Annotated in this window: 14 protein-coding genes; 6 read left to right on the forward strand and 8 right to left on the reverse strand. The window is 35.4% G+C overall.

Annotated elements, in window-relative coordinates:
- The first annotated feature begins 58 nt into the window (after window positions 1-58).
- The 3 genes from GQ45_RS07680 to GQ45_RS07685 all read left to right on the forward strand — a co-directional run bounded on the left by GQ45_RS07680 (window position 59) and on the right by GQ45_RS07685 (window position 3,846).
- A complete protein-coding gene (locus GQ45_RS07680; protein ID WP_047416465.1) occupies window positions 59-2,536 on the forward strand; it encodes a zinc-dependent metalloprotease in 2,478 nt (825 codons plus the stop codon).
- 524 nt (window positions 2,537-3,060) lie between these two features.
- Entirely contained in the window at window positions 3,061-3,258 is a 198-nt protein-coding gene (locus tag GQ45_RS18005) for a hypothetical protein (protein ID WP_156125375.1), read from the forward strand.
- 159 nt (window positions 3,259-3,417) lie between these two features.
- Window positions 3,418-3,846 carry a DUF4890 domain-containing protein gene (locus tag GQ45_RS07685; RefSeq protein WP_047416466.1) on the forward strand — a complete coding sequence of 143 codons (429 nt, stop codon included), beginning with the start codon at window positions 3,418-3,420 and terminating at the stop codon, window positions 3,844-3,846.
- Between the two features lie 70 nt (window positions 3,847-3,916).
- Here GQ45_RS07685 and hemL read toward each other — a convergent pair whose 3' ends face one another.
- From hemL to GQ45_RS07705, 4 genes are read right to left on the reverse strand one after another with little or no spacing between them, the layout of a single operon-like run.
- Window positions 3,917-5,206 (reverse strand): glutamate-1-semialdehyde 2,1-aminomutase, encoded by a 1,290-nt coding sequence (gene hemL, locus GQ45_RS07690; protein WP_047416468.1) that lies wholly within the window; start codon window positions 5,204-5,206, stop codon window positions 3,917-3,919.
- Window positions 5,207-5,211: 5 nt separating this feature from the next.
- The gene (locus GQ45_RS07695) at window positions 5,212-6,042 is read right to left on the reverse strand and encodes a glucosaminidase domain-containing protein (RefSeq protein WP_047416470.1); all 831 of its coding nucleotides are present in this window, start codon (window positions 6,040-6,042) and stop codon (window positions 5,212-5,214) included.
- A complete protein-coding gene (locus GQ45_RS07700) occupies window positions 6,039-6,944 on the reverse strand; it encodes a 1-aminocyclopropane-1-carboxylate deaminase/D-cysteine desulfhydrase (protein ID WP_081980904.1) in 906 nt (301 codons plus the stop codon). The genes GQ45_RS07695 and GQ45_RS07700 overlap by 4 nt, the downstream gene beginning before the upstream one ends.
- 17 nt (window positions 6,945-6,961) lie before the next feature.
- Window positions 6,962-7,285, reverse strand: coding sequence for a hypothetical protein (locus GQ45_RS07705; RefSeq protein ID WP_047416471.1), 324 nt, complete (start codon window positions 7,283-7,285; stop codon window positions 6,962-6,964).
- A gap of 168 nt (window positions 7,286-7,453) precedes the next feature.
- Here GQ45_RS07705 and GQ45_RS18125 point away from each other — a divergent pair, with 168 nt between their 5' ends.
- The 3 genes from GQ45_RS18125 to GQ45_RS07715 all read left to right on the forward strand — a co-directional run bounded on the left by GQ45_RS18125 (window position 7,454) and on the right by GQ45_RS07715 (window position 10,167).
- Entirely contained in the window at window positions 7,454-7,615 is a 162-nt protein-coding gene (locus GQ45_RS18125) for a DUF5522 domain-containing protein (RefSeq protein ID WP_197056925.1), read from the forward strand.
- A gap of 72 nt (window positions 7,616-7,687) precedes the next feature.
- Window positions 7,688-8,281: a DUF4136 domain-containing protein gene (locus GQ45_RS07710; protein ID WP_047420176.1), complete on the forward strand. Its 594-nt coding sequence runs from the start codon at window positions 7,688-7,690 to the stop codon at window positions 8,279-8,281.
- Window positions 8,282-8,409: 128 nt separating this feature from the next.
- Window positions 8,410-10,167 (forward strand): aromatic amino acid hydroxylase, encoded by a 1,758-nt coding sequence (locus tag GQ45_RS07715; RefSeq protein ID WP_047416472.1) that lies wholly within the window; start codon window positions 8,410-8,412, stop codon window positions 10,165-10,167.
- A 7-nt stretch (window positions 10,168-10,174) separates the two neighbouring features.
- Here the strand turns inward: GQ45_RS07715 and GQ45_RS07720 are convergent, their stop codons facing one another.
- From GQ45_RS07720 to GQ45_RS07735, 4 genes are all read right to left on the reverse strand, one after another.
- The gene (locus GQ45_RS07720) at window positions 10,175-10,786 is read right to left on the reverse strand and encodes a DUF4230 domain-containing protein (protein ID WP_047416473.1); all 612 of its coding nucleotides are present in this window, start codon (window positions 10,784-10,786) and stop codon (window positions 10,175-10,177) included.
- A gap of 63 nt (window positions 10,787-10,849) precedes the next feature.
- The gene (locus tag GQ45_RS07725) at window positions 10,850-11,500 is read right to left on the reverse strand and encodes a response regulator transcription factor (protein WP_047416475.1); all 651 of its coding nucleotides are present in this window, start codon (window positions 11,498-11,500) and stop codon (window positions 10,850-10,852) included.
- Window positions 11,490-13,472 (reverse strand): tetratricopeptide repeat-containing sensor histidine kinase, encoded by a 1,983-nt coding sequence (locus GQ45_RS07730; protein ID WP_047416477.1) that lies wholly within the window; start codon window positions 13,470-13,472, stop codon window positions 11,490-11,492. The genes GQ45_RS07725 and GQ45_RS07730 overlap by 11 nt, the downstream gene beginning before the upstream one ends.
- Before the next feature lie 411 nt (window positions 13,473-13,883).
- A complete protein-coding gene (locus tag GQ45_RS07735) occupies window positions 13,884-14,936 on the reverse strand; it encodes a hypothetical protein (RefSeq protein WP_047416479.1) in 1,053 nt (350 codons plus the stop codon).
- Window positions 14,937-14,989 lie beyond the last annotated feature (53 nt).

Genomic DNA, 14,989 nt, shown 5'->3' on the forward strand with positions numbered 1-14,989 from the left:
ATTAATTTGATTTTTATTTTATTAATTTGAAATGAACTAATTAAACTATTCTACTAAAATGATTAAAAATGTAATACAAAGATCTCTCTTTGTGGTAATGTTGGTAGGTTGTTTTTCGACAACCGAAGCACAAATTTTCAAGAAGAAAAATAAAAAGCCTGAGGCAAAAACCGAAGCCCCAGCCGCAAAAAAAGGAGGAATTCTTCCTTATGATAAAGTGATCACTAAAGATGCCAAAACAGACAAAGGTTTGTTTGATGTTCACGAAATAGATAGTAAATATTTCTATGAAATTCCTGATTCTTTGTTCAACAAAGAAATGTTAATGGTTAGCCGTATTTCAAAAACAGCCACTGGTATTGGTTTTGGAGGTGGAAAAATAAACACTCAAGTATTACGTTGGGAAAAAAAAGATAAAAAAGTGCTTTTACGTGTGGTTTCACATGATATTGTTGCTTCAGATTCATTGCCAGTGCATGAAGCCGTTGTAAATTCTAATTTCGAACCCGTACTCTATGCTTTTGACATAAAAGCCTTTAAAAAAGACTCCATAAAGTCAGCTACTGTAATTGACGTTACTGATCTTTTTGAAAAAGATGTAAATGCTTTAGGCATGCCAGATTTTTATAAAAAGCAGTATAAAGTTTCACGATTAGATGGTGACAGAAGTTATATTGAGTCTCTAAAAAGTTATCCTTTAAATATTGAAGCCAGACACGTAAAGACCTATGCTGCTGGTGATGCACCATCTAACGGAGATTTGGGGTCTATATCTATAGAAATCAACAATTCTATGATACTTTTACCCGCAGAACCTATGAAAAGACGTTATTTTGATGAACGTGTAGGTTGGTTTGCTCGTGGTCAAGTAGATTACGGTTTAGAAGCTCAAGAAAGCAAAACTGTTCGATATTTAGATCGTTGGAGACTTGAAGTTAAAGACGAAGATGTAGAAAAATTTAAGAGAGGTGAACTGGTTGAGCCTAAAAAGCAGATTATTTATTATGTTGATAGAGCAACTCCAAAAGAATGGGTACCTTTTATAAAGCAAGGTATCGAAGATTGGCAAATTGCGTTCGAAGCGGCAGGTTTTAAAAATGCAATTATTGCAAAAGAGCCCCCTACTGCAGCAGAAGATCCAGAATGGTCTCCTGAAGACGTGCGTTATTCTGTGGTTCGTTATTTAGCTTCTCCAATCCCTAATGCCAACGGACCTCACGTTAGTGATCCAAGAACTGGTGAAATTTTAGAATCAGACATTAACTGGTATCATAATGTAATGACCCTATTGCGTAACTGGTTTTTTGTACAAACTGCTGCCATTAATGAAGATGCCAGAGGTGTTGCCTTTAAAACAGAAGTTATGGGACGTTTAATTCGTTTTGTTTCTTCGCACGAAGTTGGTCATACCTTAGGTTTACCGCATAACATGGGTAGTAGTGTTGCCTATCCCGTAGATTCTTTACGTTCTGCTTCCTTTACTAAAAAATATGGTACAGCCCCATCAATTATGGATTACGCACGTTTTAATTATGTTGCGCAACCAGGTGATGAAGGTGTTGCTTTAATGCCAGAAATTGGTATTTATGATAAATATTCAATTAGCTGGGGATACCGTCCTATTTTTGATAAAACGGCAGAAGACGAAAAGGCCGTTTTAGATAGCTGGATTTTAAAACATGCTGGAGACCCATTATATCGTTTTGGACGTCAACAAGGAGAAGTTATTGACCCAAGTTCACAAACAGAAGATCTAGGTGATGATGCTGTTAAAGCAAGCATGTACGGTATCGCTAACTTAAAGCGTATTGTTCCAAACATAAGCACATGGATTGCTGAAGATGGTAAAAATTATGATGATTTAGGAACGCTTTACGAGCAAGTATTAGGGCAATACAATCGCTACATGGGTCATGTATCGAATAACATTGGTGGTGTTTATGAAATATATAAGGCCTTTGGACAAGATGGAGCCGTGTATACACCAGTTGCTAAGGAACGTCAAAAAAATAGTTTAGACTTTGTTCAAAAACAATTATTTGAAACTCCAGAATGGTTATTAGATCAAGATATCTTTAATAAAATTGAAGCTTCAGGTTCTGTAGAACGCTTGCGTTCTATTCAAGTAAGAACCTTGGATAATATTTTGAACCTAGGTAAAATGTCTCGTATGATCGAAAATGAAACGGTACATGGCAAAGATGCTTATGCTTTAACTGAGATGATGAAAGATCTTAGAACTGGTATTTGGGCTGAGCTTTCAAGAGGATCTAAAATAGACACCTACCGTAGAAATCTACAAAAAGGACATATTGATAGATTAGGTTATTTGATGACTGCTGAAAACCAAAGCTCTAGAAGAGGTTCTAGCGCTATTAATACTAGCCAATCTGATATTAGATCAGTAGCTAGAGCAGAATTAAATACCTTAAGAGCCGCGGTTAGAAGTGCCATTTCAAGAACCTCTGATAGCATGAGTAAATATCACTTACAGGATGCTGTTGAACGTATTGATATGATTTTAGACCCTAAATAAACTCATAAAAATTTAAGTTAAAGATCAATTTTTATAGCTTTAGACTACTGGCGTTAAGTTTTTTTTAAAAATCACTTAACCGTTTACCCGCAGTACTCTTCAACTAAGCTATAGAAATTGGTCTTTTTTCTTTTCATCTTCTGAGCAAATGGCCTTATGGCATACTTTTGGGCAAAGAGTTAAACCCCAGAAATCATGTCACATACCACTAAATGCCTACTATTACTATCCTTATTTTAAATTTCTTGTTTAGTGTTCCTTGGTACGGATACTTAAAACAACACAGAACAAGAGCTTAGCACTACACCCCTAAAACAATTAAACTTACTAGTGTTTCATTGGTAGAATATTTTGTATAAACAAGCTATTTCCCTAGCTTTTATCGGTACCCCTTGACTCTTGGCGCTAAAGCATAGTACACCACAATAAATGAATGATTCAGCTACAAAAAGAATTCATTTCACAACAATTAGGAGAAACGCCTATTTCTTTTCATTAACTTTAGCATCCCAAATTACTTGAATATGAAACCTAAATTTAAAAGTTTACTTTACTTATGTTCCTTTGCTGTATGCGCTATCTTTTATCATCAGATGGAAGAAACTCCTGCACATGAAGAAGTTGCCACTACTAAATTCGCAGCTAATGAAGGCTTAGAAAATAAAACAAGTGACGTTAGTCCTTTAGAATACAAAAAAAATACCTACGAAAACCTAAACTAAAGCTCAAGCAGCTCTTAGATTATCATAAATCAGCAAACATACCGTGTTTGCTGATTTTTTTTTAAGGATAGTGTTAAAAAACTACTAATACCAACAAGCTAACTTAAACCTTTTGCACCTAAGCTAGTCCTAAAGGTATAATCTTAAAAAATAAAAATTATGAAAAAATTAGTTTTAATCCTGACTGCCTTAATAAGTTTAAACGGATTCGCACAAAGAAGGGGCGGAGAAAAATTGAGTCCTGAACAAATGGCTACCCTAAGTACAAAAAAGATGACATTAGCTTTAGATCTGAACGAAAGTCAGCAAGCTAAAGTATATGAATTAAACTTAGAAAATGCATCCAAAAGGCTGTCAAAACAAACTGAACTAAAAGCATTAAGAGCCAGTGACGACCGTAAAAAACCCACAAAAGACGAGCAATTCGCCATGCAATCAGCAATGCTCGATCATCAAATAGCTCAAAAAGCCAAAATGGAAGCTATTTTAAATAAAGATCAGTTTACTAAATGGGAAAAAATGCAGCAACAGCAAAAAAGAAAAATGATAAAAAAAGAGGGGCCTAGAAAAGGAAGAAATCAAAGATAGTCCAAAGCTGTTTTATCTAAATAAAAAAAGAGAAGCCAATAGCTTCTCTTTTTTTTATACCTATGTTTCATTATTTAAGTGAGGGCGCAATTGTTGCTAATGCCTTAATCGTCGCGTCAATATCCTCATAAGAAAGGGCATCGTTTAAGAAATAACTTTCGAAAGCACTTGGTGGTAAATACACTCCGTTTTGCAACATTCCGTGAAAATATTTTTTAAAAGTTTCGTTATTTCCTTTTGCGGATGAAGCAAAATCGACTACTGGAGTCGCTGTAAAATGAACAGAAATCATACTTCCAAATCTATTTATTTGATGCTCTATGCCGTGCTCTTTTAATACTTTTTCTAAACCTTTATGTAAATAGGCAGTTTTATCTGCTAGACTTCTAAAAACATCTGGGTTGTTGTTCAATTCGGTTAACATCGCTAAGCCAGCACTCATAGCTAAGGGGTTTCCACTAAGTGTTCCTGCTTGGTATACTGGACCCTCAGGCGCTAAATAACCCATAATCTCGTTCCTGGCAGCGAAAGCACCAACAGGCAAACCACCACCAATAACCTTCCCGAACGTAACAATATCCGCAGCGATACCCAACACTTCTTGCGCACCACCTTTTCCCAAGCGAAAACCAGTCATTACCTCATCAAATATTAATAAAATATGCTCTTGGGTACATAATTCTCTTAATCCTTTAATAAAAGCTTCATCGGGAACAATACAACCCATATTTCCCGCCACTGGCTCAATAATTACAGCTGCTATTTCTCGCTTATTAGCAGCTACCAAGGCTTGAACACTTTCTAAATCGTTATAATTGGCTAACAAGGTATCTTTTGCTGTTCCTTGAGTAACACCAGGACTGTTGGGTGAACCAAAGGTCACTGCTCCACTACCGGCTTGAATTAAAAAAGAATCTGAATGGCCATGATAACAACCAGAAAACTTAATGATTTTATCTTTTCCTGTAAAACCCCGCGCCAACCTTACGGCACTCATACAAGCTTCTGTACCACTATTTACAAATCTAATTTTATCGATATTAGGCACCATAGAAACAGCTAGTTTCGCTAATTGTGTTTCTATTTCGGTGGGCATTCCAAACGAAGTACCTTTTTTTGCTTTTTCGATCACCGCATTTATCACAGGCTCGTAAGCATGACCCAAAATTAAGGGGCCCCAAGAAGAGATATAATCAATTAAACGGTTGTCATCCACATCTGTCAAATAGGCTCCCTTCGCTTCTTTCACAAAAATAGGCGTTCCACCTACAGCCTTGAAGGCTCTTACAGGTGAATTTACACCTCCTGGAATATAGTTTTGTGCTTCATTAAAAAGTTGACTACTTCTTTGGTATTGCATTCTTTTTATTTTTTTACAGATTTAATAGTCAATTTTTGTCCAACACTAAGGCTACTGCTTTTTAAATTATTTGCTTCCATAATGTCATCTACCGAGACAAAATAGGTTCTAGAGATAGAATATAAGGTATCGCCTTTTACCACGGTATGCGAATTAAGCTCATATTGTTTGGGTTCTCTTTTAACAACATAACCTTCATTTACAACATTATCATCGTATTTATGGAGGTCGTAACGTTCTATAAAAGAAATTAATTTACTCGGATATTTATAATCTGTCGCATAGCCAGCCTTTTTTAATCCGTGCGCCCATCCACGATAATCATTGGTATCTAAATCAAATAAAAAAGCGTATCGCGCTCTACTGGTTAAAAAAAGACTGTGATCTCTAAAAGAATACATCGGGTGATTGTATTTTCTAAAACATTCTCCCTTCTCATCGTCATCATGAAAATCGTACTCGCCTTCCCAGCCTTTATGACATTTAATTCCGAAATGATTATTGGTTTTTTTAACCAATGCACTTTTACCAAAGCCACTTTCTAAAATACCTTGCGCTAGCGTAATGCTCGCTGGTATACCGTAGGCTTTCATTTCAAATTGAGCTATTTCTGCAAAGGTGTCAATATAGTCCTCTACTGAATTGATGGGAAATTCAATAAATTTTCCTGAATCCTCGGGGAGTAGATAAACAGATTTGCTTTCGTTTACCGGGGAAGTCATCGTTGGGGTTTCACTCACCGAATTTGGTTTTTTACTGTAGGAAACCGTACGTTTTTTAGCTTTACAAGAGGCAAAAAAAACAAGTAAAATAAGTACTATAATTTTTTTCATCATACCATCAATAAGGGTAAATTTTTCTTTTCTAGTTTTAAATTCATGCCTAAAACACCCTGTAAACCTCCAGAATGAATGGCTAGAATTTTGGTGTTGGGTTTAAAATAATCATTTTGTATTAAATCTACTAACCCAAACATCATTTTTCCAGTATAAACGGGATCCAGAGGTATGGTAGTTTCTCGTTTAAAATTATTCATAAAATGAATTAGCGTTTCATCGACTTTTCCATAGCCACCAAAATGATAATCCGTTATCAAATCCCAATTGTTCTGCACTGCAAATTTACGAATATCTTTCTTTAGAAAATCACCTTTCAGGGCAGGAAAACCAATAACTTTTTGATGGTCCTTCGCTGAATTACTAATCCCCGCTATAGTTCCACCTGTGCCTACGCAGCTACAAATAACATCAAAAAAAGCATCTTTTTTAGTTAAAATTTCTTCACAGCCTTTTACCGCTAATTCATTTGTGCCACCCTCAGGAAGGCTATAAAAATCTCCAAATTCTTCTTTTAATTCATTTTGTACTTTCTCTGTATGCTTTTCGCGATACCAGGATCTCGAAACAAATTTAAAAGCCATACCCTGATCATGCGCAAATTTTAAAGTGGGATTCTCTTGCCACTTGTCTATTAATTCTTCACCACGTACTACACCAATCGTTTTTAAATTAGCCATCTTACCTGCATAGGCAGTAGCGGCAATATGATTGCTATAAGCACCACCAAAGGTAATTAAATTAGCACATCCTAATCGCTTTGCTTCTACTAAATTATATTTGAGTTTTCGATATTTGTTCCCCGAAATAAAGGGGTGTATTTCATCTTCTCGCTTGATAAAGAGCGAAATATTTTTCTTTGTTAAAAGAGGAAGAATTACTTTTTGGTTACTACTTTCCACTAGACATCTTTGAAGGCTCAAAGATATTTAATAAAGCTGAAAGGTTTTCGTTGTGAAGCATAATTTAAATGAACTTCATTGGCATAAGCCTCGCGCTCAAAACTAATATTTTGATAGGCTTTATAGGTGTCTAAATACCAAAGAGATCGCAACAACCACTCTAGTACATACAACACATAAAAAAAAACCAATAACAACTCTTTTTGCTGCTTGAGGTGTATGTGCTCGTGATGAATTAAAACCGCATCTTTTTTTAAGGTGCTATTTTTTAGAATTAAAAAAGGCCATAAACTGAGACCAACATAATTCTTATAAAAAAAATACCGCGATACTATTATCATTTTAAAAATTTGCGTTCCTAACAAATAAACCCACTAGAGCAATGCTAAGCTAATTAATTAGTTTTATGACACACAATGTCGTTGAATGACCTTAAAAAAATATGCTAATTTTATGTAAACATCGTAATTAAGCTTATTTTTATACCTAAAATTACGCGTATTCACTCCATGAAAAAGGTATTACCCGCAGAAGAAGGTGACTATTATTTATCGAAAGAAGGGTACCGAGTTTTCACAGAACAGTACCATTTAAAACGGGGTTATTGCTGTGAAAGCGGTTGTCGTCATTGTCCTTACGGATACCATGCAAAAACAAATAAGTATCGCTAAACTGGCTTATTCGGCATGATTTTTGATTCTATTTTAATAGTATCAATACGAACCCAATTAAAAACAAATGTTATGAAAATAGTTCAACTTTTAGCCCTTCCCATAGTGGCGCTTTTACTACTTAGCTCTTGTTCTTCTGTACGAGTTGTAGCGGATTATGATGCAAAAACAAATTTTAAAGAATATAAAACCTATGCTTTTTATAAAACAGGTATCGATAGAGCGCAAATATCTGATTTAGATAAGAAGAGAATTCTATATGCTATCGAATCAGAAATGGCGACCAGAGGTTTTTCAAAATCAGAAAATCCAGATATTTTGGTGAGCATTTTTACCAAAGAAAGTGAACAAGTCGATGTTTTCAACAACAACTTCGGTTGGGGTTGGGGCGGCATGGGCTGGGGAGGTTTTGGCTGGGGAGGCTGGGGCATGAATCCTTGGATGTGGGGCGGCGGTCTTGGTGGCTGGGGCGGAAACCACGTTAGTACTCGAACAGAAGGCTCTTTATATATTGACCTCATCGATACCAAAGACAAACAATTGGTTTGGCAAGGAAAAGGCGTAGGCACGCTTAGCAACACCAAAAATATAGAAAAGAAAGAAGAACAAATTAAGAAATTTGTTTCTGAAATTCTTGAAGCCTATCCACCGATAGTAGCCAACTAAAATAGCCTAAAAATCCGCTTGTAAGCGGATTTTTTTATGTCCTAAAAAACCAAAAGGTATCAAAACATTCTTAAAGTACCGGTTATTTTGAACTCATTTTGTATCTTTAAATCCGAAAAAAAAGAACTATGTCTTTCCAAAGCAACCCTATACTTGATAAGCTTCCAGAGCATTTAAAACAGTTTATAAAACCACAAGAGTATAGCGATTACACCGCCGTAAACCAGGCTGTTTGGCGTTATGTGATGCGTAAAAATGTGGATTATTTAAGTAAAGTGGCTCATAAGTCGTATTTAGAGGGACTTAAAAAAACAGGGATTTCCATCGATCATATTCCTAATATGTATGGGATGAACCGTATTTTACAGGAAATTGGTTGGGCAGCGGTTGCCGTAGACGGCTTTATTCCGCCTTCTGCTTTTATGGAATTTCAAGCCTACAATGTACTTGTTATTGCTTCGGATATTCGGCAGTTAGAACATATTGAATATACCCCTGCACCTGATATTATTCATGAAGGTGCCGGACATGCCCCGATAATTGCTAACCCTGAATATGCAGAATATTTAAGACGATTTGGAGAAATTGGTTGCAAAGCAATTTCTAGTGCTAAAGATTATGAGTTGTACGAAGCCGTTAGGCATCTTTCTATTATCAAAGAAGCACATGGCACGCCATTAGATAAAATTGAAAAAGCAGAAAAGCATATTGAATATTTACAAGAAAATATGGGCGAACCAAGTGAAATCGCCTTAATTCGAAACTTACATTGGTGGACTGTTGAGTATGGCTTGATTGGAACTCTAGAAGATCCAAAAATTTACGGTGCAGGCCTGCTATCCTCGATCGGAGAAAGTGCTTGGTGTATGACAGAAAAGGTAAAAAAAATACCCTATTCTATTGAAGCGGCTCACACCTCTTTTGATATCACAAAACCACAACCACAATTATTTGTAACCCCCGATTTTGCTTATTTAAGCCAGGTTTTAGAAGAATTTGCCAATACCATGGCACTACGAAAAGGAGGTTTATCAGGTATTCAAAAGCTCATTAACTCTAAGGAATTAGGCACTATTGAATTAAGCACTGGCCTACAAATTTCAGGAAATTTTGAAAGTGTTATTGAATTTGACCATAAGCCCATTTACTTTGAAACCAAAGGAAAAACAGCCCTATCCTATCGAGAAAGAGAACTAGTAGGTCACAGCACTAAACACCATGTTCATGGTTTTGGCGCCCCCATTGGAAAATTAAAAGGGATCAATATTGCCATAGAAGACATGAGCCCCAGAGATTTAAAAGCCTATAATATTTTTGAAGGACAAACCATTACCCTAGATTTCGAAGGAGGCATAAAGGTTCAAGGAGAAATCATTACAGGAACACGTAATTTACAAGGTGAAATAATCCTTATCACTTTTGACAATTGTACGGTAAGGCATCATGCCACGGTACTGTTTAAGCCTGAATATGGACTATATCATATGGCCGTGGGTGAACGTATCGTTTCTGCCTTTAATGGCCCCGCTGATGTGTCTAGTTTTGATTTAATAACGCATAAGGTAACAGACACCACCATTAAGCCTATCAAAGACGCTGCAAGCGAACAACTTGAACAGTATTACCAACACATTAGAGATTTTCGCGAAGGACGAAACGTGACCATATCAAGAAACAAGGTTTTTCAAGAGCTAAAGCATGCCTATCCAAATGATTGGTTACTTTCTATTGAATTGTATGAATTGGCGAAGCAAAGTAATGATGCTGAATTCTCGGAAGCCATCCTTAAACATTTAGAGGAGGTGAAACTAAATAATCCAAAACTGGGGCATTTAATTGATGACGGGTTAGCCCTTGTAGACCAAAGTTTAGTTGCGACGGTGTAATCTGGTTTTATCCCTTTAGTAAAGCAGGAAAATTCTCTTTGACGATTTCACCATCGTACTCCAATGACCAGCCCATGGCCGAAGTCAATATATAGAATTTAGAAAGCTCACTTAACAAGCGATTTTCGGCATTGGTTTTTAAAGTTGATTTTTCTATTTTCTGCAATAAAGAGGAACGAATATTTCTTTTAATTTTATTGTAATCCTCAGCATCAAACTGGTTTAAGAAATCGGCTGAAACGTCATAATATTCGAAATCAGGATTCAGTTTTATTTCGGGCTCCGGAATACTATTTATTTTTAAAGTTTTGGTCGCTTCATCTATGGTGAAGTCTATTTTACGTAAATCATAGGCTACCGTAACTTCAGCATTAACCACTACTAGGGCTTTTTTTTCTGCGGTAATCAAGGGTCCGAAAAGGGCTTTAGAATCTTTATAGGTATACACTTCTGAAAAATGACCTTCAGTGACAATGAGTTTAGATACATTGTTAATTTGCTCTTGAATCAGCATCGAGTTTTCTTTTAAAATCGATTTCTGATCCGTAGTTTCTGTACAAGACCTAAAAATAAAAACGATGGCTAAAGTAACTATGGCACCAAATAAAACTTTTTTCATACAAAAACCTGATTTTCAAAATCAAAATGTTTGTCAAAAGTATTGCTTTTTTAATCTAATTTCTTAAATAAGATTTGTTCTTTTCGCCTTTTGTACGGCTTCTAATTTTGAATGTACCTGAAGTTTTGTGTATAAATTTTCTATATGCTTCCGAACTGTACTAGGCGACACAAACAAATTTTCTGCAATTTTGGTATAACTAAGCCCCTTACTTAATTGCACCAAGACCTCGCTTTCTCTAGGAGTCAGCCCTACTTGTTCTTCCTCTGTTTTAGCCTCAAATGACATGGGATTTCGCAATAGTTTCAAGGTTTTCATGGCAATAGCTGGAGTCATGGCTGCACCATCGTTTAGGGTGTCTACAATACCCTGGTATAATTGGTCTGGCGGCACATCTTTTAATAAATACCCATCAGCTCCTGCTTTAATAGCATTGAATATGTTTTCATCAGTATCAAAAACTGTTAGCATGACAATTTTTAGCTGTGGATACTTATTTTTTATTTTTTCAGTGGCTTCCACTCCGTTTAAATTTGGCATTTCGATATCCATTAAAATAAGATCTAAACGAGGGTCAATTTCAAGTTTTTCTAAACATTGCAAACCGTCTATAGCCTTCCATTTAATACACACATCCTTAAAAAAAGCTAGTTTATCCTCCACTGCTTTCATTAAAAATGAATTATCATCTACTATTGCTATTCTAATTTTCATTGGAAACTTTTATAGGTATTTTGAAAAGTAACAGCGTACCCTTATCTGTTTTAGATCTTATTTCTAAGTCACTCTTCAGGTCTACTAGTCTTCGTTTTATATTTAAAATTCCGTTTCCTAATGGTACCTGCTTAAGATCAAAACCAATACCGTTATCTTTTATTTCTACATGAAAAAAATTCATCGATTTATGAATATAAATCTTAATTATTTTGTCTTGCTTTTTTGAATTCAAAAAGGCATATTTTAGTGCATTATGTATCCCTTCTTGTATGATGCGATACAGATGAATACCTTCTTCTGCTGATAAGGTATAATTCGCTTCTATATCAGAATCTACCACAAAATCGAATACTATTTCTTCAGATGCTTGGTCCGCTGTAGTGATAAATTGTGAAATCCTAGTTTGTAAATCTTCAAAAGTGATGCTTTCTTTATTCATGGCCCAAATGGTATCTCTAAGCTCATTTATGGTGGTTTTAGCAAACAAAGCTAATTCTTCCAATTTAGCTTTTACTTTTGATTCCGCATCTTTTAACCCATAGGCTAAGGTGCCTAGAGACGAGGTCATAAAGGTGAGCTGACTCCCGATATTATCATGTAAATCCCTGGAAATTCTCAAGCGTTGTTCTTGCAGTTGGTTTTGAGTTTCTATGTGTAATAGGGCAGTTTTTAACTCATTCTCTTTTTGCAATTGTTGATTTTTTAAGCCTTGTTTTCCATAAAATAAATACCCAATTAATCCCATTAAAAAGCTAAGGGCAATGGCAGCATACAACAAATTGTTCTTTAGTTGTAGTGCCAACTCACTTTTATCGATTTGCAAGCGCTGTTGAATAATTTCTTTTTCCTTTTTTTCTGCTTGGTATTTTGATTCTAAGGCTAGCATAGTCTTTGCTTTTTCGAGCTGATATACTTCCTCCTTTTTTAAAACATACTCCTGTAAGCTTTGGTATGCCAAGACATGTTCTCCTTTTAAACTGTAGACTTCTGATAGTAATTTCAATCCATTTACTTCAAACTCTTTAAACTGATTTTCTTTAGCCTTTTTAAGTGCCCATTGTAATTCGGTTATGGCAACAGAATACCGGTGAAAGTGTAGTTGATTTTTGGCATAACCAATTCTCGTGTTTGTTAATTCATAGTCATTTTCGTCAGATTCGAAGAGCTGAATTGCAGTTCTGTAGGTCTTTTCAGCATGGATAGCGTCACCCAAACTATCTTGTGCCACGGCAATATTATTCAACATGTAAGGCACATACCGATGATATCCCAATTTTTTATAGCCAGCCATTGCATTTTCGGCATATAAAATTGCTTCATCAAACTTTTTTAGTCGCAATAACACAGCACCAATATTACCCGTCGTTACCGTAATGCCAAATAGATTATCGCTTTTTTTGTAGCTCGCTAAAGCCTGTTGGTAGTAGTCTAATACTTTTTGATATTCGCCCTGTTTTTTATATACAATACCAATATTACTGAGTACCATTGGTGCTAAATCAGAATCTTTGGTTTGGTTTTCGTAAATTTTTAATGCTTGAAAATAATACTGAAGGGCGGTATCAAAATTTGCTATTTCATCATGTATAATTCCCAAATTATTATAGGTATTGGCAAGGGCTATACTATCACCCAGCAAGCTATTTATAGCTATACTTTTTTGGTGATAATAACGCGCACTATCGTAAACGGCTAAGGCCTGAAATGCGCTTGCCATACTATGATATACCGATGCTTTTAAACGCTTATCTTCTACCTTTTCAACTTCAACGAGTGCTTTTTTTGCATACCATAGTGCACTATCTACTTGAATGTTTCTGTAGTGCCATGAAATTTCATTTAAGGTACCTATAAGCGCTTTTTCTTTTTGGGTTTTTGAAATTAGCAGCAAACTATCAAGTTCTGCTTGTTGCGCATTGATTTTTACTAAAGAAAATAAAACTAAAAAGAGAAATAATATTCTATGCATATCAAGGGGGACAATTATGATAAATGTATTTAAATTATTCCATATTTTGTACCATCAAAACTTCTTTTAGGTTGTACCTCAGGAAATTATAGCTATGTAGTAGCTTCTCTCTATTTGTTATTTGAACTCGTTGTGTTTCCATACGCTCTAAATACAGCTGTAGGGCAGCTCGATGAGATCTTAAGTTTTTCTGGCGATCCTTTTTAAAATAGATGATTAGGATTAATGAAATACAACAACTGAGTAATAGAATTAAAACCGCCATAACCTACCTCCCTTCTTAAAATTTAAAAAATTTTTCTATAGCTAAAATGCCAAAGTGTTTAGTTCCCTAAGGCACTTCGGCATAAGATAAACCATCACATGATGTGCTAAAAAAACAATTGTTTTACGAGGTCGTAACCTGCTACTTTATTTGTTCAAAATTTCACTTACATGATGCGATAACATTTTTTTTCCTGCTAAGTACATGCCCTCAGCATACTTTAATCCATCTGGCTCAAGCCATTTGGTTGTTTCACTATAATTATTTCCTCGAATAGAAACTACAGGATTCATTAAAGTCGCTGTAGCACGCGTTCTTGATGAATAGGCCAGTACTTTTTCTTTTTCTAAAGCACCATCGATTTCTAAATCAGATTTCATAGCTCCCAAATATTGCGCCTCTGGGCTACCACCAATAGATAATTTACCTCTTGTAAAATTTACATGACTTGACAAACCTACAGATTGTCTAGACTTATCGAACATGGCTGTAATACCCTTACCCGTTTTTTCATCGGATACTGCATAGGCATCTGCTAAACGATAATTCACAAATAGTTTCACTTTGGCTTGATCACCAATATTCCAATCGGTACCTAATTCGGAGAAAACAAACACCAAAGAAACATCTGCAATTAAAGCATCACCCAATTCTTTCGATAAATTTTGAGGTGTCTTATCAAAACCTGCCATTTTAGACGAAAAAGCGTTTCTTTCTTTATAAAAATAAGAATAATTTGTAGGTACGACAGCTATGATGCCTGTCATATCAGTTTCAAATAATTTTGGCCCAGTAGCTTTTTCCCAACCTTTAAACACTTCTGTTTTTTCAGCTTCGTCGATGGTGATTATTTCAAATCCGTTGTTTTTAAAATCCGTCAAAAATTCAGCATATAACTTATCTGCTGTTTCTTGAATAGCATCGCCATTTAAAGTGGCTAAACCCACTGCTGCTTTTGCTTTTGCCGCATTTGTAATGGTTCTCCCAAAACCTGTAGCTTTTCGTTCGTCAACCGCTTCTTTATAAATTTCAAAATTTATAGTAAAGCTCGATATAAAAATTTTTTTTGATCCATCGCCTACTTTATTTGATTTATAACCCTCGCTTTTGGGTTTAAATTCGCCTAATTCTTGTGCATTAAGTGATGTACATGCAAGAAGAAAAACGGAAAGAACTAAAAGTTTAAAATTTGTTTCCATAAGGTTGAAGTTTAAAATTGATTTCATCAAAATTCAACAAAAATGAAACACAA

The sequence above is a fragment of the Cellulophaga sp. Hel_I_12 genome, assembly GCF_000799565.1.
Classification (GTDB): Bacteria; Bacteroidota; Bacteroidia; order Flavobacteriales; family Flavobacteriaceae; genus Cellulophaga.

What these genes read in the sequence shown, in the direction of transcription:
- GQ45_RS07680 (WP_047416465.1), top strand. Translation starts at nt 59, where the DNA reads ATGATTAAAAATGTAATACAAAGATCTCTCTTTGTGGTAATGTTGGTA.
- GQ45_RS18005 (WP_156125375.1), top strand. Translation starts at nt 3,061, where the DNA reads ATGAAACCTAAATTTAAAAGTTTACTTTACTTATGTTCCTTTGCTGTA.
- GQ45_RS07685 (WP_047416466.1), top strand. Translation starts at nt 3,418, where the DNA reads ATGAAAAAATTAGTTTTAATCCTGACTGCCTTAATAAGTTTAAACGGA.
- hemL (WP_047416468.1), bottom strand. Translation starts at nt 5,206, where the DNA reads ATGCAATACCAAAGAAGTAGTCAACTTTTTAATGAAGCACAAAACTAT.
- GQ45_RS07695 (WP_047416470.1), bottom strand. Translation starts at nt 6,042, where the DNA reads ATGATGAAAAAAATTATAGTACTTATTTTACTTGTTTTTTTTGCCTCT.
- GQ45_RS07705 (WP_047416471.1), bottom strand. Translation starts at nt 7,285, where the DNA reads ATGATAATAGTATCGCGGTATTTTTTTTATAAGAATTATGTTGGTCTC.
- GQ45_RS18125 (WP_197056925.1), top strand. Translation starts at nt 7,454, where the DNA reads ATGAAAAAGGTATTACCCGCAGAAGAAGGTGACTATTATTTATCGAAA.
- GQ45_RS07710 (WP_047420176.1), top strand. Translation starts at nt 7,688, where the DNA reads ATGAAAATAGTTCAACTTTTAGCCCTTCCCATAGTGGCGCTTTTACTA.
- GQ45_RS07715 (WP_047416472.1), top strand. Translation starts at nt 8,410, where the DNA reads ATGTCTTTCCAAAGCAACCCTATACTTGATAAGCTTCCAGAGCATTTA.
- GQ45_RS07720 (WP_047416473.1), bottom strand. Translation starts at nt 10,786, where the DNA reads ATGAAAAAAGTTTTATTTGGTGCCATAGTTACTTTAGCCATCGTTTTT.
- GQ45_RS07725 (WP_047416475.1), bottom strand. Translation starts at nt 11,500, where the DNA reads ATGAAAATTAGAATAGCAATAGTAGATGATAATTCATTTTTAATGAAA.
- GQ45_RS07730 (WP_047416477.1), bottom strand. Translation starts at nt 13,472, where the DNA reads ATGCATAGAATATTATTTCTCTTTTTAGTTTTATTTTCTTTAGTAAAA.
- GQ45_RS07735 (WP_047416479.1), bottom strand. Translation starts at nt 14,936, where the DNA reads ATGGAAACAAATTTTAAACTTTTAGTTCTTTCCGTTTTTCTTCTTGCA.